General features: G+C 71.9%; 15 protein-coding genes. 3 read left to right on the forward strand and 12 right to left on the reverse strand.

Annotated elements, in window-relative coordinates; translation table 11 throughout:
* Positions 1-86 precede the first annotated feature (86 nt).
* The 8 genes from KBX00_RS28565 to ruvC all read right to left on the reverse strand — a co-directional run bounded on the left by KBX00_RS28565 (position 87) and on the right by ruvC (position 9,436).
* Positions 87-2,549, reverse strand: coding sequence for a bifunctional (p)ppGpp synthetase/guanosine-3',5'-bis(diphosphate) 3'-pyrophosphohydrolase (locus tag KBX00_RS28565; protein ID WP_374225386.1), 2,463 nt, complete (start codon positions 2,547-2,549; stop codon positions 87-89).
* A gap of 172 nt (positions 2,550-2,721) precedes the next feature.
* Positions 2,722-3,288 (reverse strand): adenine phosphoribosyltransferase, encoded by a 567-nt coding sequence (locus tag KBX00_RS28570; RefSeq protein ID WP_210831160.1) that lies wholly within the window; start codon positions 3,286-3,288, stop codon positions 2,722-2,724.
* A gap of 105 nt (positions 3,289-3,393) precedes the next feature.
* A complete protein-coding gene (gene secF, locus KBX00_RS28575) occupies positions 3,394-4,587 on the reverse strand; it encodes a protein translocase subunit SecF (protein WP_210831161.1) in 1,194 nt (397 codons plus the stop codon).
* Position 4,588: 1 nt separating this feature from the next.
* Positions 4,589-6,481 carry a protein translocase subunit SecD gene (gene secD, locus KBX00_RS28580; protein ID WP_210831162.1) on the reverse strand — a complete coding sequence of 631 codons (1,893 nt, stop codon included), beginning with the start codon at positions 6,479-6,481 and terminating at the stop codon, positions 4,589-4,591.
* Positions 6,482-6,771: 290 nt separating this feature from the next.
* Positions 6,772-7,110: a preprotein translocase subunit YajC gene (gene yajC, locus KBX00_RS28585; RefSeq protein ID WP_210831163.1), complete on the reverse strand. Its 339-nt coding sequence runs from the start codon at positions 7,108-7,110 to the stop codon at positions 6,772-6,774.
* A gap of 138 nt (positions 7,111-7,248) precedes the next feature.
* Positions 7,249-8,313, reverse strand: a complete 1,065-nt coding sequence (gene ruvB, locus KBX00_RS28590; RefSeq protein WP_210831164.1) for a Holliday junction branch migration DNA helicase RuvB — start codon at positions 8,311-8,313, stop codon at positions 7,249-7,251.
* Entirely contained in the window at positions 8,310-8,912 is a 603-nt protein-coding gene (ruvA, locus tag KBX00_RS28595) for a Holliday junction branch migration protein RuvA (RefSeq protein WP_210831165.1), read from the reverse strand. Before ruvA ends, ruvB begins: the two co-directional genes overlap by 4 nt.
* Positions 8,909-9,436, reverse strand: a complete 528-nt coding sequence (gene ruvC / locus KBX00_RS28600; RefSeq protein ID WP_210831166.1) for a crossover junction endodeoxyribonuclease RuvC — start codon at positions 9,434-9,436, stop codon at positions 8,909-8,911. The genes ruvA and ruvC overlap by 4 nt, the downstream gene beginning before the upstream one ends.
* Positions 9,437-9,685: 249 nt before the next feature.
* Between ruvC and KBX00_RS28605 the strand changes: the two genes are divergently transcribed.
* Complete coding sequence (locus KBX00_RS28605) at positions 9,686-10,468, forward strand: 3-hydroxybutyrate dehydrogenase (RefSeq protein ID WP_210831167.1); 783 nt, start codon at positions 9,686-9,688, stop codon at positions 10,466-10,468.
* 17 nt (positions 10,469-10,485) lie between these two features.
* Positions 10,486-12,408: a helix-turn-helix domain-containing protein gene (locus KBX00_RS28610; protein WP_210831168.1), complete on the forward strand. Its 1,923-nt coding sequence runs from the start codon at positions 10,486-10,488 to the stop codon at positions 12,406-12,408.
* Between the two features lie 46 nt (positions 12,409-12,454).
* Here the strand turns inward: KBX00_RS28610 and KBX00_RS28615 are convergent, their stop codons facing one another.
* The 3 genes from KBX00_RS28615 to KBX00_RS28625 all read right to left on the reverse strand — a co-directional run bounded on the left by KBX00_RS28615 (position 12,455) and on the right by KBX00_RS28625 (position 15,385).
* The gene (locus KBX00_RS28615; RefSeq protein ID WP_210831169.1) at positions 12,455-13,054 is read right to left on the reverse strand and encodes a TetR/AcrR family transcriptional regulator; all 600 of its coding nucleotides are present in this window, start codon (positions 13,052-13,054) and stop codon (positions 12,455-12,457) included.
* Between the two features lie 4 nt (positions 13,055-13,058).
* Positions 13,059-14,636 (reverse strand): MFS transporter, encoded by a 1,578-nt coding sequence (locus tag KBX00_RS28620; RefSeq protein WP_210831170.1) that lies wholly within the window; start codon positions 14,634-14,636, stop codon positions 13,059-13,061.
* A 137-nt stretch (positions 14,637-14,773) separates the two neighbouring features.
* Positions 14,774-15,385 (reverse strand): transcriptional regulator, encoded by a 612-nt coding sequence (locus KBX00_RS28625; protein ID WP_307869104.1) that lies wholly within the window; start codon positions 15,383-15,385, stop codon positions 14,774-14,776.
* 137 nt (positions 15,386-15,522) lie between these two features.
* On the opposite strand from KBX00_RS28625, the gene KBX00_RS28630 reads away from it, so the two are divergent.
* A complete protein-coding gene (locus tag KBX00_RS28630; RefSeq protein ID WP_210831171.1) occupies positions 15,523-16,380 on the forward strand; it encodes an SPFH domain-containing protein in 858 nt (285 codons plus the stop codon).
* Between the two features lie 164 nt (positions 16,381-16,544).
* Here KBX00_RS28630 and KBX00_RS28635 read toward each other — a convergent pair whose 3' ends face one another.
* Positions 16,545-17,582, reverse strand: a complete 1,038-nt coding sequence (locus tag KBX00_RS28635; protein WP_210831172.1) for an aminotransferase class V-fold PLP-dependent enzyme — start codon at positions 17,580-17,582, stop codon at positions 16,545-16,547.
* Between the last annotated feature and the right edge of the window lie 84 nt (positions 17,583-17,666).

Consider the following 17,666-nt stretch of genomic DNA (forward strand, 5'->3'; position numbering starts at 1 on the left):
AAACTGCACGGATCTTGGTGACCTTCGACGTGCCGGGGCGAGGCGGGGCGGGGCGAGGCGGGGGCGGGGCGGGGCGGGGGGCGGGGTTAGGCGCCGGAGGTTACGCGGTAGGCGTCGAAGACGCCGTCTACCTTGCGGACCGCCGCCAGCAGGTGGCCCAGGTGTTTGGGGTCGGCCATCTCGAAGCTGAACCGGCTCACCGCCACCCGGTCGCGGGTGGTGGTGACGGTGGCGGAGAGGATGTTGACCCGCTCCTCGGAGAGCACCCGGGTGACGTCGGCGAGCAGCTTGTGCCGGTCCAGTGCCTCCACCTGGATCGCCACCAGGAACGTCGAGGCGGAGGTGAGTTTCCAGTTGACCTCGACCACCCGCTCGCCCTGGGCGCGCAGGTCCTCGGCGTTGGCGCAGTCGTCGCGGTGCACGCTGACCCCGCCGGACCGGGTCACGAAGCCGAAGACCGAGTCCGGCGGCACCGGGGTGCAGCAGCGGGCCAGCTTGATCCACACGTCGCTGACGCCGCGGACGACCACACCCGGGTCGTGGCTGGAGGCGCGGCTGCGCGGCGGGCGGGTGGCCACGGCGGTCTCGGCGATGTCCTCCGCCGCGCCCTCCTCGCCGCCGTAGGAGGCCATCAGCTTCTGCACCACCGACTGGGCGGAGACCTGACTGTCGCCGACCGCCGCGTACAGCGACGCCACGTCGGGCAGGTGCAGGTCCCGGGCGATGGCCATCAGGTTGTCGGAGGTGAGCATCCGCTGCAACGGCATGCCCTGCTTGCGCATCGCCTTGACGATCGCGTCCTTGCCCTCCTCGATCGCCTCCTCGCGCCGCTCCTTGTTGAAGTACTGCCGGATCTTCGTCCGCGCCCGGGGGCTCTTGACGAAGCCGAGCCAGTCCTGCGTGGGGCCGGCCGTGTCGGACTTCGAGGTGAAGATCTCGATCACGTCGCCGTTGGACAGCGTCGATTCGAGGGGCACCAGCTTGCCGTTGACCCGCGCCCCGATGCACTTGTGCCCCACCTCGGTGTGCACCGCGTACGCGAAGTCCACCGGCGTCGACCCCGTCGGCAACGGGATCACGTCGCCCTTCGGGGTGAAGACGTATACCTCCTGGCTGGACAGGTCGAACCGCAGCGCGTCCAGGAACTCGCTCGGGTCGGCGGCCTCCCGCTGCCAGTCCAGCAACTGCCGCAGCCAGGTCATCTCGTCGATGTGGGCCGGTGGGCCGACGATCTGGGTGCCCTTGTGCTCCTTGTACTTCCAGTGCGCCGCGATGCCGAACTCCGCCGTACGGTGCATCGCGTACGTGCGGATCTGCATCTCGACCGGCTTGCCGGTCGGACCGATCACGGTGGTGTGCAGCGACTGGTACATGTTGAACTTCGGCATGGCGATGTAGTCCTTGAACCGGCCCGGCACCGGCTGCCAGTTCGCGTGGATCACCCCCAGCGCCGCGTAGCAGTCCCGCACCGTGTCGACCAGGATCCGCACACCCACCAGGTCGTAGATGTCGTTGAAGTCCCGCCCCCGCACGATCATCTTCTGGTAGATCGAGTAGAGGTGTTTCGGTCGACCCGTCGTCTCCGCCTTGATCTTGGCGGCCTTCAGGTCGGTCTGCACCTTCTGGGTCACCTGCCGCAGCAGCGCCTCCCGCTGCGGCTGGTGCTCCCCGATCAGCCGGTTGATCTCCTCGAACCGCTTCGGGAACAACGTCCCGAACGCCAGATCCTCCAACTCCCACTTGATCGTGTTCATACCGAGCCGGTGGGCCAGCGGGGCGAGGATCTCCAGCGTCTCCTTCGCCTTCTGTTCCTGCTTCGGACGCGGCAGGAAGGTGAGCGTCCGCATGTTGTGCAGCCGGTCGGCCAGCTTGATCACCAGAACCCGCGGATCCTTGGCCATGGCGACGACCATCTTGCGGATCGTCTCGGCCTTCGCCGCGTCGCCCAACTTGACCTTGTCGAGCTTGGTGACGCCGTCGACCAGCAGGGCGACCTCACCACCGAAGTCGGACCGCATCTGGTCGAGGGTGTACTCGGTGTCCTCGATGGTGTCGTGCAGCAGCGCCGCGACAAGCGTGGTGGTGTCCATGCCCAGGTTCGCCAGGATGGTCGCCACCGCGAGCGGGTGGGTGATGTAGGGGTCGCCGGACTTGCGGTACTGCCCGGAGTGCCAGCGCGCCGCCGTGTCGAAGGCCCGCTGCAACAGCCGCGCGTCGGCCTTGGGGTGATTCTCCCGGTGTGACGCGATCAGTGGCTCCAGCACCTCGCTGACCTGCGAGGACTGCCACGGGGCGTTGAACCGGGCGAGCCGCGCCCGGACCCGCCGCCCGGTGGGCGCGTGGGACAGACCGAACCCACCGGCCGCCGCGGAATCGACGGCACCGTCCCCGGCGCCGACGGCCGGACGAGCCGGGTCGCCGGTCTGCTGCGCCGCCCCCGACCCGCCGTCCGACGCCGCCCCGGCGCCGTTGCGGTCGGTCAGCGAGCCCTCCGCGTCACCTGTCGGGTGCACCGTGCCCTCCACCGGAGGAACGACCTCGTGGGACACCGGCCTCCTCACCGCTCGCCGAGACGACACCGACCGTGCGCCGGCCGGTCTGGTCTAGCACCGCACAGGCGGGTAATCGCCCGGTCAGCAATGGGCAATGCTACCCCCACCCGGGGTGCCGTGCCGCTCCGCCGGACGGTCGGTGCCGGGCCTGTCCGGGGTCACCACCGCCTCAAACGGTCAACAGGGCATGCACGGGACGTGGGGCCAGCCGGTCGCGCCCGCCGAGGAAGGACAGTTCCAGCAGCACGGTGAAACCCGCCACCGTGCCACCCGCCCGCTCCACCAGGTCCAGCGTGGCCGCGGCCGTGCCACCGGTGGCGAGCACGTCGTCGACCACCAGCACCCGGTGACCGGCCGTGAAGGCGTCCTGGTGCACCTCCAGGGTGGCCTCGCCGTACTCCAGTTCGTAGGAGGCGGCGTACGCCGGCCGGGGCAACTTGCCGGCCTTGCGCACCGGCACCACCCCGACCCCGGTCGCGTACGCGATCGCGGCGGCGACCACGAAGCCCCGCGCCTCGATACCGACCACGGCGTCGAAGGACTCCCGTCCGTGGTAGGCGACGATCCCGTCGGTCACGTCCCGGAAGGCGTCACCGTCGGCGAACAACGGCATCAGGTCCTTGAACATGACGCCGGGCTTGGGGAAGTCGGGCACGTCGAGCACCCGGCTGGCCACCAGCCGGGCCACCTCCGGCCCGCTGTCCCCGCGTACTTCGGTGCTGTGGGTCTCCGTCACGGCAGTTCCGCTTCCCTTCCACACGACGGCGGCGTCCCGCACACTGCTCGCACAGCATGCAGGACGCCGCCGGTACCTGTTTCTACCGGGTCGCCCCGGGCGTCCTCAGCGTCGCTTTCCGCCGCCCGGACGGTTGCCGCCACCGGGACGCCCGCCCCGGGCACCGCCGGAACGCTTGCCCGCCGGCCGGGCGCCCACCTTCGGCGCGGCCGCACCGGCGAGCGCGCCGGTCTCCGCGGCGACCGGCTCCTCGTCCCGCTCGACCGGGCGCGGCGTGCCACCGGCCCTGGCCGGGGTCTCGCCCCGGCTGGCCGTGCTCCGCCGGGCCAGCACCCGCTTGTTGTGCGCCTGGATCCGCGGGTCGCGGTTCTTGAGCACCGCCAGCAGCGGGGTGGCCAGCGTGATCGAGGTGAGGAAGGCCATCGCCATACCGACGAACAGGACCAGGCCGAGATCCTTCAGGGTGCCGGCACCGAGCAGGCCGGCACCGATGAACAGGATGCCGCCGACCGGGAGCAGGGCGACCACCGAGGTGTTGATCGACCGCATCAGGCTCTGGTTGACGGCCAGGTTGGCCGCCTCACCGTACGTCTGGTTGTTGTTCGCGGTGATGCCTCTGGTGTTCTCCTGCACCTTGTCGAAGACCACCACCACGTCGTACAGGGCGAAGCCCAGGATGGTGAGGAATCCGATGACCGTCGACGGGGTGACCTCGAACCCGACGATCGAGTAGAGGCCGGCGGTGAGGACCAGGTTCATCACCAGGGCGAAGATCGCCCCGACCGCCATCTGCCACTCGAAGCGCAGGACCAGGTAGACCGTCACCAGCGCCAGGAAGATCACCAGACCGAGCAGCGCCCGGTTGGTCACCTGGCTGCCCCACGCCTCGCTGACCCGGTTGCTGGCGATCTCCGCCGGGTCGATGTTGAAGACCTGCCCCAACTCGGTCCGGACCGCCTCGGCCTGCTCGGCGTCGAGTTCGGTGGTGCGCAGTTCGTAGAACTCGCCGCCGCCCCCGCCGACCTGCTGGGTGGTGACCACCCGGCCACCCTCGCCCGCGGTGGCCAGCACCTCGCCCGCCCGGTCCTCCACCTGCTCCAGGGTGCCGACGCTGGTCGGCACCTGGAAGGAGTTGCCGCCGGCGAACTCGATGCCGAGGCTGAAGCCCCGGAAGATGACGCTGCCGAGCGCGATCAGCACCAGGACGGTGGCGACGGTGAACCACATCTTGCGCCGGCCGACGATGTCGAGGCCGGCCTCACCTCGGTAGAGGCGGGCTGCCAGACCAGTCTCAGCCATCTCAGGCCTCCTTGACACGCTGGTTGCGGGACGACGGGGCCGGCTCCGACCGGGCCGGCAGTGCCCGGCCCAGGCCGCTGACCCGTGGGGACAGGAACGCCTTGGTGCGGGCGAACATCGTCATGATCGGGTGCCGGAAGAGGAAGACCACGAGCAGGTCAAGCACCGTGGCCAGGCCGAGGGCGAAGGCGAAGCCCTTCACCGTGCCGACCGAGACGATGTAGAGCACCAGGGCCGACATGATCGTGATCGCGTTGGCGGAGATGATCGTCCGGCGGGCCCGGACCCAGGCCCGGGGTACCGCGCTACGCGGACTGCGGCCCTCCCGGATCTCGTCCTTGAGCCGTTCGAAGTAGATGACGAACGAGTCCGCCGCCACACCGAGCGAGACGATGATGCCGGCGATGCCGGCGAGGGTGAGCGTGAAGCCGATCTGCCGGCCGAGCACCACCAGGGCGCCGAAGAGCAGCAGCGCCGACAGGATCAGGCTCAGGAAGATCACCGAGCCGAGCAGCCGGTAGTAGAAGAACGAGTAGATGATGACCAGCAGCATGCCGATGCCGGCCGCGAGCAGGCCGGCCCGCAGGTGGCTGGCGCCCAGGGTGGCGGTGACGTTCTGCTGCTCCTGCGGCTCGAAGGTGACCGGCAGGGCACCGTAGCTCAGGTAGCCGGCCAGCTCGCTGGCCTCGGCGTTGCTGAAGTTGCCGGTGATCTGGGAGTTGCCGGTCAGCACGCCCTGGATCTGCGGCGACGAGATGATCTGGTTGTCCAGCACCACGGCGACCCGGCACTTGCCCTCGTCGCCGAGCGCGGACGCGTCGCACGCCTGGCCCTCGTTGTTGAACGCCTCCCGGGTCAGCGCGGTCCACTTGTCCTGACCCGAACCGGTGAAGTTAAGGCTGACCACCCACTGGCTGGTCTGGTCGCGCACCGCGTTGGCGTCGGAGACGTCGGTGCCGAGCACCTTGGCCACGTCCAGCAGGTTCTTGGCGTACCCACCCTCGCAGGCGACGACCTGCTGCTCCGGGTCGGAGATGGACGCCGGGGGCCGGTCGTCGAGCTGGGCGCAGCTGATCGTCGGCACGTTGAACTGCATCTGCGCCGGCAGCACCGCGACCTCGCGGCCGCTCAGCTCGGCGAACGGCCTGAGCTTCTCGGCCAGCGACGGGTCGGCGCTCAGGTCGGCCGGCGCCTGCAACCCGCTGGCGGCGGCCCACGCCTCGGCGCCGACCTTCTGCTCGACGGCCCGGCGCTGCTCCTCGATGCTCTGCGGCACCTCTTCGTCCGCCGTGGCCGACGGGGCAGGCGACGGGGTCGCCGACGGCGTCGGCGTCGGTGCGCCACCGCCCTGGCCACCGGCGTCGGGTGACGAGGTGGCCTCGGCGTCCGGCGTGGGGCTCGCGGAGCCCGACGGGGTGGCCTCGGGGCTCTCGGAACCGGACGGGGTCGCCGAAGGACTCTCGCTCGGTGCCGGCGACGGGATCGACCCGCTGCCGTCGGCGATCTTCAGCACCTTCCGGAAGCGCAGCTCGGCGGCGCTGCCGACCTCGTTGAGTTCGCGGTTCTCGCCGGGCAGGGAGACGACGATGTTGCGGTCGCCCTCGGTGACCACCTCGGCCTCGGCCACGCCGTACGCGTTGACCCGGCTCTCGATGATCTGGCGGGCCCGCTCCAGGTTCTCCGCCGTCGGGGCCCGGCCGTCGAGGGTGTTGGTGGCTTCCAGCGTGAGCCGCGTGCCGCCGACCAGGTCAAGACCGAGGCGGGGTTCGAGCCGGTCCTTCCAGCCACCGCTGGCGCCGCCCGAGAAGAACACCAAAAGATAGAGGACGACGAAGATGGCCCCGAGCACGGCCAACTGCCGTCCCGGGCGCATCTGTCCCTGAGGTGGTGCCACGGCTGTCCTGTCTCCCTGTGGTCACGCCGCCGCGGGCGCGGCGGCGGGTCGGCCGGAATGCCAGGCCGACGGTCCGCCTACCTGACGGCGCCCGGGCTGACGCCGCCGTCCCGGTGGTCGACGCGCACGCGTGGACCGGGTACGAGCCGGCGCGCCGACGCCCGGCGTCGGCCTGCTATCCAATTGTCTCAATGCGCAGTTCGAGGATGACACCCACCCGGGGACGCGCGTGGGCCCCTCCCATCCGAACCGGCGAGGAACCGGCGACCCGGCCCGGATGGGACTCGACGTCAGTCCTTGACGGAGTCGGACTCCTCGGCGGGCGACTCCACCGGGCGCTCGACCGGGGTGACCACCCGGGCGATCGCCGGCCGGGCGTAGCGGGTCTGCACTCCGGGAGCGACCTCCAGCAGGACACTGTCGTCCTCGACACCGGTGACCGTGCCGTAGAGCCCGCCGATGGTGACCACCTCGTCGCCCACGGAGAGGTTGGACTGCATCGATTCGGCCTCGCGGCGGCGCTTCTGCTGCGGACGGATCATCATGAAGTACATGACGCCGAAGAGCAGAGCGATCATGAGGATCGGCGTGAAGCCTCCCGCTCCGCCGCCATCTGCTGCGTAGTGCACGGTTGTCGACCTTCCCATTGGCCGCCGCAGCGGCGCGTCGGCGCCGCAACGGAGGCGGATTTTCACGTCCTGTACAGACCGCGGCGAGTCTAGTCGCTCTGTCTGGGAACGCCGAACGCGGCGCAGATCACGAACAGATCACGGCTCGCCGCCGTCCAGCGAGAACAGATCGGGCACGGTAGGGGCTTCTGCGGCAAATGTACCATTCGGCGGTGTGCGCCCCAGATGGCGCCAGGCGGCCTCGGTGGCCACCCGGCCCCGGGGCGTGCGGGCCAGCAACCCGGCCCGCACCAGGAACGGCTCGCAGACCTCCTCGACCGTGTCCGGCTGCTCCCCCACCGCCACGGCCAGGGTCGACAGGCCGACCGGACCGCCCCGGAACGACTCCACGAGCGCGGTCAGCACCGCCCGGTCGAGCCGGTCCAGCCCGAGCGCGTCCACGTCGTACACGGTCAGGGCCGCCCGGGCGGTCGCGACGGTGACCACGCCGTCGGCGCGTACCTCGGCGAAGTCCCGCACCCGGCGCAGCAGCCGGTTGGCGATCCGGGGCGTACCCCGGGACCGGCCGGCGATCTCCGCCGCCCCGTCCTCGGTGATCGGCACCCCGAGGATGCGGGCCGAGCGGTGCAGCAGCGTCTCCAGGTCGGCCGGTGAGTAGAAGTCCAGGTGCGCCACGAAGCCGAACCGGTCCCGCATCGGACCGGTGAGCAGACCCGACCGGGTGGTCGCGCCGACGAGCGTGAACGGCTCCACGTCGAGCGGGATGGCGGTGGCTCCGGGCCCCTTGCCGACCACCACGTCGACCCGGAAGTCCTCCATCGCGCTGTAGAGCAGTTCCTCCGCCGGCCGGGCGATCCGGTGAATCTCGTCGATGAAGAGCACGTCGCCCTCGGCCAGGCTGGTCAGGATCGCCGCCAGGTCACCGGAGCGTTCGATCGCCGGCCCGCTGGTCACCCGGATGCCGGTGCCCAACTCGGCGGCCACGATGTTGGCGAGGCTGGTCTTGCCCAGGCCCGGCGGGCCCGAGAGCAGGATGTGGTCGGGCGGCGAGCCGCGCCGCATGGCGCCCTGGAGCAGCAGGTCGAGCTGGTCGCGAACCCGGTCCTGGGCGATGAACTCGGCCAGGCGTTTCGGCCGGACGCTTACCTCCGCGTCCAGCTCCGCGTCGCTGACGTACGCGGAGACCAGGTTCTCGTTGCTCATCGGGTACGACCCAGCAGCCGGATGGCCTGCTTCAACAGCACCGGCACCGGCGGGGTGGGACCGTCGACGGTCTCGGCGACGGCGGCGACCGCCTGGTCGGCCTGACCGGCCGTCCAGCCCAGCCCGATCAACGCCTGACGCACCTGGTCCGGCCAGCTGCCGCCGGTCACCCCGGCCGCGCCGTCGGCACCCACCGGCACCGGGCCGATCCGGTCGCGCAGCTCCAGCACCAGCCGTTCGGCGCCCTTCTTGCCGATGCCCGGCACCCGGGTCAGCGCCGCCGTGTCGGCGTTGGCGACGGCCTTGCGCACCGCGTCGGGGGTGTGCACCGCGAGCACCGCCTGGGCCAGCCGCGGACCGACGCCGCTGGCGGTCTGCAACAGCTCGAACAGCGCCTTGGCGTCGTCGTCGGCGAAGCCGTAGAGGGTGAGCGAGTCCTCCCGGACGACCAGGCTGGTGGCCAGCCGGGCCGGCTGGCCGACCCGCAGGTCGGCCAGGGTGCCGGGGGCGCACTGCACGGCCAGGCCGACGCCGCCGACCTCGATCACCGCATGGTCCGGGCCGGTGGCGGTCACCACGCCACGCACACTGGCGATCATCTCGCTCCTCCTCGTCTGACCCGGTCCACCGCGGCGGCCAGTTTCGACCGGGTACCGCCGCGCCACACGTGGCAGATGGCCAGCGCGAGGGCGTCCGCGGCGTCCGCCGGCCGGGGCGGCTCGGGCAGCCGCAGCAGTCGGGTGACCATCGCGGTCATCTGGGCCTTGTCCGCCTGACCGGACCCGGTCACCGCCGCCTTCACCTCACTCGGGGTGTACGTCTGCACCGGCAGCCCGGCGCGCGCCCCGGCCAGCACCGCGATCCCGCTGGCCTGGGCGGTGCCCATCACCGTACGGACGTTGTGCTGGCTGAACACCCGCTCCACGGCCACGCTGTCCGGCCGGTGCTCGGCGACCAGCTCGGTGAGCGAACGGTCCAGGTGCAGCAGGCGGGTGGGCAGCTCGTCGGCCGGATCGGTGTAGACCACGTAGTAGGCGATGAGCGTGCAGGGCCGGCCGGGTGTCCCCTCGACCACGCCGACGCCGCACCGGGTCAGCCCCGGATCGACGCCGAGCACCCGCACGCCGCCTCCCTCCAGCCGCCGGACAGTACGTGTGTTCGACACCCTACCGATGCCGCCGGCACGGCGCGTCGCGGGACACGCCCGCCCCGGCACGCCGCCGGGCACGGCCGTGGCGACCGGGCGGTCACGCGGAACCGCGACCGCCGTGGCGACTGCGGCGGGGATGTAGCAGACGACCACACCGTACGGCGGGAGTATGTGCCACCATCCCATGTGCGCCCGACCACACAGCTCGTAACTTCATGCGCCATGACGGCAGAACCCGTGGCGGTCCCCCACGTCGTGAACGTCGACCTGACCGGTCGTACCGCCCTCGTGACGGGCGGGGGCGGCGGCATCGGCCGGGCCTGCGCGCTGCGGCTGGCTGCCGCCGGCGCCACGGTCGTGGTGGTCGACCGCAACGTCGAGGCGGCCAAGCTGGTGGCCGCCGAGGCCGGCGGCCGGGCCGAGGGGGTGGACCTCGCCGATCCGGCGGCGGTGGACGCGCTCGACGTCGACGTCGACATCGTGGTCAACAACGCCGGGCTGCAACACGTGGCGCCGCTCCAGGACTTCCCGGTCGAGCGTTTCGAGTACATCCAGCGGGTGATGGTGGAGGCGCCGTTCCTGCTGATCCGGCGGGCGCTGCCGCACATGTACGCCCGTGGTTGGGGTCGGATCGTGAACATCTCCTCGGTGCACGGGCTGCGCGCCTCGCCGTACAAGGCGGCGTACGTCTCGGCGAAGCACGCCTTGGAGGGGCTGTCGAAGGTGGTGGCGCTGGAGGGCGCGGCACACGGGGTGACGGCGAACTGCATCAACCCGGCGTACGTGCGTACCGCGTTGGTGGAGAGCCAGATCGCCGACCAGTCGACCGCACACGGCATCCCCGAGTCCGAGGTGATCGAGAAGATCATGTTGGCCCGCGCGGCGGTCAAGCGGCTGATCGAGCCGGAGGAGGTGGCGGAGCTGCTGGCGTACCTCTGCGCGCCGCCGGCGGGGTTCCTCACCGGTGCCTCGATCGCGCTCGACGGGGGTTGGACGGCGAACTGACGCCGGCCACCCGCAGAATGTCGGTCATGTCGTCGTCGGTGGAGTTCCTGGAACTGCTCGCCCGGGAGGCCGCCGCGGTCGAGTTCGAGGGACCGCTTGTCGCCGCCCGCTCGGCCGGGCTGCCCGCCGAGCGTCTCGCCGAGTTGGAGCAGGCCAAGACGGTGGCGTTGCGGGTCCGGGCACTGTTGGAACGCCGCCGCCGTCGGGAGAGCGAGCTGTCCGGCCTGTACGACACGGTCAGCGACCTGGCGGGGCTGCGCGACCTGGACGAGGTGCTGCGGGCGATCGTGCACCGGGCCCGGCACCTGCTCGGCGCGGACGTCGCCTACATGACGCTCGACGACGCCGAGCGCGGTGACACCTACATGCGGGTCACCGACGGCTCGGTCTCGGCCCGGTTCCAGCGGCTGCGGCTGCCCATGGGCGCCGGGCTCGGCGGTCTGGTGGCCCAGTCCGGTGCCCCGTACGTGACCGCGAACTACCCGCAGGACGAGCGGTTCCACCACACCCGGGAGATCGACGCCGGGGTGGGTGAGGAAGGGCTGGTCGCCATCCTCGGGGTGCCGCTGCGACTCGGCTCGACGAGCATCGGCGTGCTCTACGCGGCCAACCGCTCGGCCCGGCCGTTCGCCCGGGAGGAGGTGGCGCTGCTGCTCTCGCTGGCGGCCCACGCCGCGGTGGCGATCGACACCGCGCGGCTGCTGGCCGAGACCCGCGCGGCGCTGGCGGAGCTGTCGTCGGCCAACACCACGATCCGGGCGCACAGCAGTTCGGTGGAGCGGGCCGCGGCGGCGCACGACCGGATGACCGCGCTGGTGTTGCGCGGCGGCGGGGTGGAGGACGTGGCCGCGGCGGTCACCGACGTGCTCGGCGGCGCGCTGCTGGCGCTGGACGCCGAGGGGCGGCGGCTGGCCCAGGTCGGTGAGATCGACGAGCCGGACCGGCCGGAGATCGTCGAGGCGGTCGCGGCGTCGCGGACCGAGGGACGCAGCGTACGCCGGGGGGTGTTGTGGTACGCGGCCGTGGTGGCCGGCGCGGAGAACCTGGGCGTGCTGGTGCTGCGTCCCGAGGACGAACCGGCCGACGCCGACCAGCGGATCCTGGAGCGGGCGGCGCTGGTGACCGCGTTGCTGCTGCTGTTCCGGCGCACCGTCGCCGAGGCGGAGGGCCGGGTCCGGGGCGAGTTGCTCGACGACCTGATCGCCCGGCCGCTGCGGGACACCGACGCGCTGCGCAGCCGGGCGCGTCGGCTGGGCGTGGACCTGGACGCGCCGCACGTGCTGGTGGCCGTCGGCGACGACGCCATCGCGGCGACCGGCTCCGCCCGGCAGCGGGTGCTCTCCTGGGCCACCACGTACGCCTCGACCCGGGGCGGGCTGGCCGCGGCGCGCGACGGCCGGGTGGCGCTGATGCTGCCCGGTCAGGACGCCGGTGGCAGCGCCCGGGCGGTGGCCCGGGACCTGTCCCGGATCACCGGGCGGCCGGTGACCGCGGGAGCGAGCGGCCCGTCGACGGGCCCGGCGTCGCTGGCCGCGGCATTTCGGGAGGCGGACCGGTGTCTGACCGCGCTCGGCGCGCTGGGCCGGTCCGGGCAGGGGGCGAGCAGCGCCGAGCTGGGCTTCGTCGGGCTGCTGCTGGGTGCCGTCGACGACGGCGGTGGCGACGCCGACGTGAGCCGCTTCCTCACCGCGACCATCGGGCCAGTGATCGAGTACGACGCCCGGCGGGGCACCGCGTTGGTGCGGACGCTGGAGGCGTACTTCGGGGTGGGCGGCAGCCTGGCCCGGGCCGCCGAGCAACTGCACGTGCACGTCAACACGGTGACGCAGCGCCTGGAGCGGGTCGGGCAGTTGCTCGGTGCCGACTGGCAGCGGCCGGATCGGGCCCTGGAGGTGCAGTTGGCCCTGCGCCTGCACCGGTTGCGTACGCCGGCCGGGTGAGTGACGGTCGGACGACCTGCGCCGTGCGATGTGTCGACAGCGCGGGTCAGCGAGCGCGGATGCCGGCCAGGACGCCGTCGACGACCTTCTCCGGCAGGGTCGCCTCGTCGAGGTCCGGGTTCCAGTTGAGCACCCGTTGGATGAGCATCGGGCCGGTGAGCATCGCCATCGTCACCTCGATGTCGATGTCGGTACGCAGTTCACCCTCGCGGACGCCACGGCGCAGCACCTCCCGCATCGCCGCCCGGCGGGGCTCCACGATGCTCTGGTAGAACGCGTACCGCTCGGGGCTGCGTTTCATCTCCGGCGCCAGGCACGGCATGATCTGTGCCGCGCGCGGGTCGACGTTGTGGCCGATCGCGGCCACCAGCGTGATCAGGTCCTCGCGGACGGACCCACCGGACGGCTGGGGCGGATCGCCCTTGAGTCGACGCAGCGCGTCGCGCAGCAGCGAGTCCTTGCCCGGCCAGCGGCGGTAGATGGTGGCCTTGCCCACCCCGGCCCGCGCGGCGATCGCCTCGACCGAGATCGTCTCGATGGTGCTGCCCTCCGCGAGCAGATCCAGGGTGGCCTCGACGATCGCCTCGTCCGCGCGGACGCTGCGTGGCCGCCCGGGTGGTCGTGCAGCGTCCGCGGTGCTGGTCATCCACTCATTGTCCCTGCCCGGGTGCGGCACCGGCCAGCCCGGGTTCACCGATGGTCACCGGTCCGCCGGTGCTGGCCCGGCCGGGCATGAAGCGCAGCGCCACCAGGATGCCGGCCGCGGCGACCAGCGCGGCCAGCGTGGCCGACAGATGCATGGCCGAGACGAAGGAGTCGTTGGCCGCCGCGATCAGTTGCGGGCCCGCCGGACCGAGCTGGCCGGCCGCCGCGTACGCGCCGGCGAGGGACTCACCGACTGCCGTGCCGGCTGCCGGTGGCAGATCCACCAGGGCCGGTTCGATGCCGTTGCGGTAGCCGGCGGCCAGCACCGAGCCGATCACCGCGACGCCGAGCGCGGCGGCCACCTGCCGGATGGTGTTGCTGACCGCGGAGCCCACGCCGGCCTTCTCCCGGGGCAGCGCCGACATGATCGATTCGGTGGCCGGCGGCATGATGTTGGCCATCCCGACGCCCTGCAGGAAGAAGGCGACAAGCACCAGCCAGATGGGCGTGGCGGCGTCGACGAAGGCGAACGCGCCCAACGCCACCGAGGTCAGCACCAGCCCCACCACCGACACCGCCCGGCTGCCGTACCTGCGGACCATGGTGGCGCTGCGCGGGGCGAAGGCGAGTTGGGCGACGGCGAAGGGCAGGAAGAGCAGGCCGGTCTCGAGCGGACTGTAGCCGCGCACCAGTTGCAGGTAGAACGAGCTGAAGAACATCACGCCCATCGCGGCGAAGAAGACCAGCCCGATCATCGCCACCGGGGCGGCGAACCGGGGCACCCGGAACAGTCGGACGTCCAGCGCCGGGTGGCTGCTGCGTCGCTCGTGCCGGACGAACCAGGCGAGCACCGCGACGCCGCCGACGATCGAGGCCCAGACCAGGGGCCGATCGAAGCCGTGCTCGCCGCCGTCGATGATGCCGTAGGTGAGGGCGACCAGGCCGACCACCGAGAGCAGCACACCGAACGCGTCGACGCGGCCCGGTTCAGGATCGCGCGACTCGGGCACCAGCAACGCGACCAGGGCCACGCCGAGCGCCACCACCGGCACGTTGATCAGGAAGACCGAGCCCCACCAGTAGTGCTCGAGCAACAACCCGCCGAGGACCGGCCCGATGGCCACCGCCAGACCGACCGCGCCGGCCCAGATGCCGATGGCGCGGCCTCGCTCCCGCGGGTCGAAGACGTTGGAGATGATCGACAACGTCGCCGGCATGATGGCCGCGCCGCCGACGCCCATCAGCGCCCGGGCCGCGATCAACTGCCCGGGCGTCTGCGCGTACGCCGACAGCAGTGACGCCAGGCCGAAGAGCGCGAGCCCGATCACCAGCATCCTGCGACGGCCGACCCGGTCCCCCAGCACGCCGAAGGTGAACAGCAGCCCGGCGAAGACCAGGGTGTAGGAATTGATCGACCATTCCAGCTCGCCCTGGCTGGCCCCGAGCCCGTGCACCGGATCGGCGAGCGTGCGTAACGCGACGTTGAGAATGGTGTTGTCGAGGACGACCACGAGCAGGCTGATCACCAGCACCCCGAGGATCGCCCACCTCCTCGGATGTCCGGTGTTCTCGTTCGGCTGCATCTCCGCCCCCGCTTTCCGATTCGGTCCCGTGCTGCTCGGCTCCGAGCATAGGGCATTTACGATACGGTACGGGTCCGTATCGGTATGACCCCCGTCACCGTACGGGCGGGTGACGACCGGACGCAGACCGGCCTTGCCTACAACTCCCGGAGGGCGGCGGAGAGGGAGTCGAGGCGCGTCGCGGGCGGGGTCAGCGGCTCGACCCAGCCCGGCCCCGCGCCGTACACCCGGACCGCCGGGAAGTCCCGGGCGAAGCGGCCGATGCGGTACGACCGGCCGGTCACCGGCGACTGGGACCAGACCGCGACGGCTCCCGGCCGGGCCCGGCGGACGGCGCTGGCCAGCGCCGGCCAGGGCAGCGCCGGCCCGACCAGCAGGCAGCCCTGGCCGCGTTCCCGCAACGCGGCGGCGAGTGCGTGCAGTCCGAGACAGTGTTCCTCCTGCTCCGCTCCGGCCAGCAGCACGCCGTCGGCGGGCAGGCCGGCGCCCTGATCGCGGCGGAACACGTCCAGACCGACCCGGACGCCCTCGGACAGGGCGTGCTCGACGGCGATCCCGGCGGGGGAGTACCCGCTCAGCGTGGTGAGCACCGGCACGCAGACGTCGTCCCACAGCCGCACCACGCCCCACTCCTCGGCCAGCTCGACGACAAGCGCGCTGATCCGGCTGCCGTCGAACTCCTCGGCGGCGGCCGTCAGGCGCTTGTGCGCGACCTGCACGATCTCCGCCGGCATCGGTATCCCAGACACCAGATTCCTCCCAGTGGACAGGTCTCCACCGGGATTCGCCGGGACGTCCCGGCGCGGATGCGCTCGTGGCGGCCTTGACCCGGGCCGCTACGTTGATGATCAACTCAGTGCAAGGCCATTTCCGGAAAGGTCCCGACATGCCCTTCGGCTTCATCCTGGCCATCGTCGCCGCCGTCGTCGCGATCGTCGCCGTCGCCGTCGCCCTGTTCAGCTCGCAACGCCAGGTGCGGCAGATCGGCGTCCTGACGGCGGTCGGCGCCCTGGCCGGCACGGCGATCCTCACCGTCGCGTCGAGCGCCCACTCGGTGCCGATCCGCTCGGTCGGCATCGTCACCAGCTTCGGCAAGCCGACCGGTGAGGTCACCGGCTCCGGCCTGAAGTGGGTCACCCCGTGGCAGCGGGTTGGCGAGTGGGACGCCGGGCGGCAGAAGTACGACCACATCGGCAACGACAAGTGCGTACGGGTACGTACCGGCACCCTCGCGGACGCGTGCGTCGAGGTGCTGATCGAGTGGCAGGTCCAGCCCGAGAACGCCCCGCAGCAGTTCATGGATTACAAGGGTGACTTCGAGAGTTTCCGGGGGCAGCGGGTCGGCGTCCAACTCGACAGCGCGGTAAACGACGCTTTCGCCACCTACAACCCGCTGGAGCGCATCGACTCGAAGACCGGCAACCTGAACGTCGATCTCAAGCCCTTCTCGGCGAGCATCAAGTCAAACGCCGAGGGGCGGCTGGCCGACGACGTCGAGATCCTGTCGGTCACCATCACCCGGGTCAACCACGACGACAAGACCGAGGGCAACATCAAGGCGTTCCAGGACAAGCTCGCGCAGACCCGCAACCTCGAACAGGACCGCCTCAACGCCGAGATCCAGAAGCAGGTCACCGAGACCAACGCGACGGTGGACAAGGTGACCCGCTGCCTGGAGATCGCGGACAAGCACGGCAGCTCGCCGGGGCTGTGCATCAACCCGGGCATCATCACCGGCAAGTGAGGCGGCGGACCCGGGGACGTCCCGCGCCTGTCGCGGGCACCGCCGGGACGGCGGGAGACCGCCGGTGCGGACAGTGCCGCCCGCCCTCACCGAACAGGTGAGGGCGGGCGGCGAGCGCCGGCCGCACACCGGCGAGCCGTCCGGTGCGGCGTGGCCGGCGCGGTCTAGGAGGTGAGTGCGTCGAGGGCCAGGTCGACGTCCTCGGTGGTGGAGTAGAGGTGGAACGAGGCCCGGACGCGACCGGCCCGCACCGCCGCGCGTACCCCGGCGCGTTCCAGCTTCTCCTGCGCGCCGGGCACCTCGACGGTGACGATCGCGCTGTGCCCGGGTGGCTGCCCCAGGCCGGCGAGGAACCGGTTCGCCAGCGCCACATCGTACGCCCGCACCTGCTCGACGCCGATCTCCAGCAGCAGTTCCAGCGCCGGAGCGGCACCCACCCAGCTGAACCAGGCCGGTGAGAGGTCGAACCGGCGGGCGTCGTCGGCCAGCCGCAGCGGCGGCCCGTAGTAGGAGGCGTGCGGATCGCGACCCGCGTACCAGCCGGCGGCGTCGGGTCGCAGCCGGTCCCGCAGCCCGGGAGCCAGGTAGGCGAAGCCGGTGCCCCGGGGAGCCATCAGCCACTTGTACCCGCCGGCCACCACGACGTCGGCCCGGGCCGCGTCGAACGGCAGCCAGCCGCACGCCTGGGTGGCGTCCACCGCGACGAGCGCGCCGTGCGCCCGGGCCGCCGCGACGATCTCGTCGTACGCGGCGATCGTGCCGTCGGCGGACTGCACCAGGCTGAACGCCACCAGGTCGGTGTCCGCGTCGATCGAGGCGGCCAGCTCGGCCAGCGCGACGGTGCGTACCTCGACGCCCCGCTCGGCCTGGACCAGCCAGGGGAACAGGTTGGAGGTGAACTCGACCTCGGGCACCAGCACCCGGGCACCGGTGGGCAGCGCGGCGGCGACCGGCGCCAGCAACTGGGAGACGGTGGCGCCGACCGCGACGTCGGCCACCGGCACCGCGACCAGTTCAGCGAAGGCCGTCCGACACCTGTCGGTGGCGGCGCCCCAGTCCTCCCACGCTCCCCGCCCCACCCGCCAGGCGGCCAGCGCGTCCTGCAACGCGTCCCAGGCCGGGTCGGGCGGCAACCCGTAGCTGGCGGTGTTCAACCAGCCCGGCTGCGGTTGCCACAGCTTCTGTGCCTGCTCCAGTTCCACACCCCGACGCTAACCGCCCCACCCCCCACCCCTAAGCGCCAATCCCACCCCCGTGGCCCCCCCCCCACCCCACCCCCCCCCGGT

The organism is Micromonospora sp. C95 (assembly GCF_018070465.1).
GTDB lineage: Bacteria > Actinomycetota > Actinomycetes > Mycobacteriales > Micromonosporaceae > Micromonospora.

What these genes read in the sequence shown, in the direction of transcription:
- secF (WP_210831161.1), bottom strand. Translation starts at nt 4,587, where the DNA reads ATGGCTGAGACTGGTCTGGCAGCCCGCCTCTACCGAGGTGAGGCCGGC.
- ruvB (WP_210831164.1), bottom strand. Translation starts at nt 8,313, where the DNA reads ATGAGCAACGAGAACCTGGTCTCCGCGTACGTCAGCGACGCGGAGCTG.
- ruvA (WP_210831165.1), bottom strand. Translation starts at nt 8,912, where the DNA reads ATGATCGCCAGTGTGCGTGGCGTGGTGACCGCCACCGGCCCGGACCAT.
- KBX00_RS28605 (WP_210831167.1), top strand. Translation starts at nt 9,686, where the DNA reads ATGACGGCAGAACCCGTGGCGGTCCCCCACGTCGTGAACGTCGACCTG.
- KBX00_RS28610 (WP_210831168.1), top strand. Translation starts at nt 10,486, where the DNA reads ATGTCGGTCATGTCGTCGTCGGTGGAGTTCCTGGAACTGCTCGCCCGG.
- KBX00_RS28615 (WP_210831169.1), bottom strand. Translation starts at nt 13,054, where the DNA reads ATGACCAGCACCGCGGACGCTGCACGACCACCCGGGCGGCCACGCAGC.
- KBX00_RS28620 (WP_210831170.1), bottom strand. Translation starts at nt 14,636, where the DNA reads ATGCAGCCGAACGAGAACACCGGACATCCGAGGAGGTGGGCGATCCTC.
- KBX00_RS28630 (WP_210831171.1), top strand. Translation starts at nt 15,523, where the DNA reads ATGCCCTTCGGCTTCATCCTGGCCATCGTCGCCGCCGTCGTCGCGATC.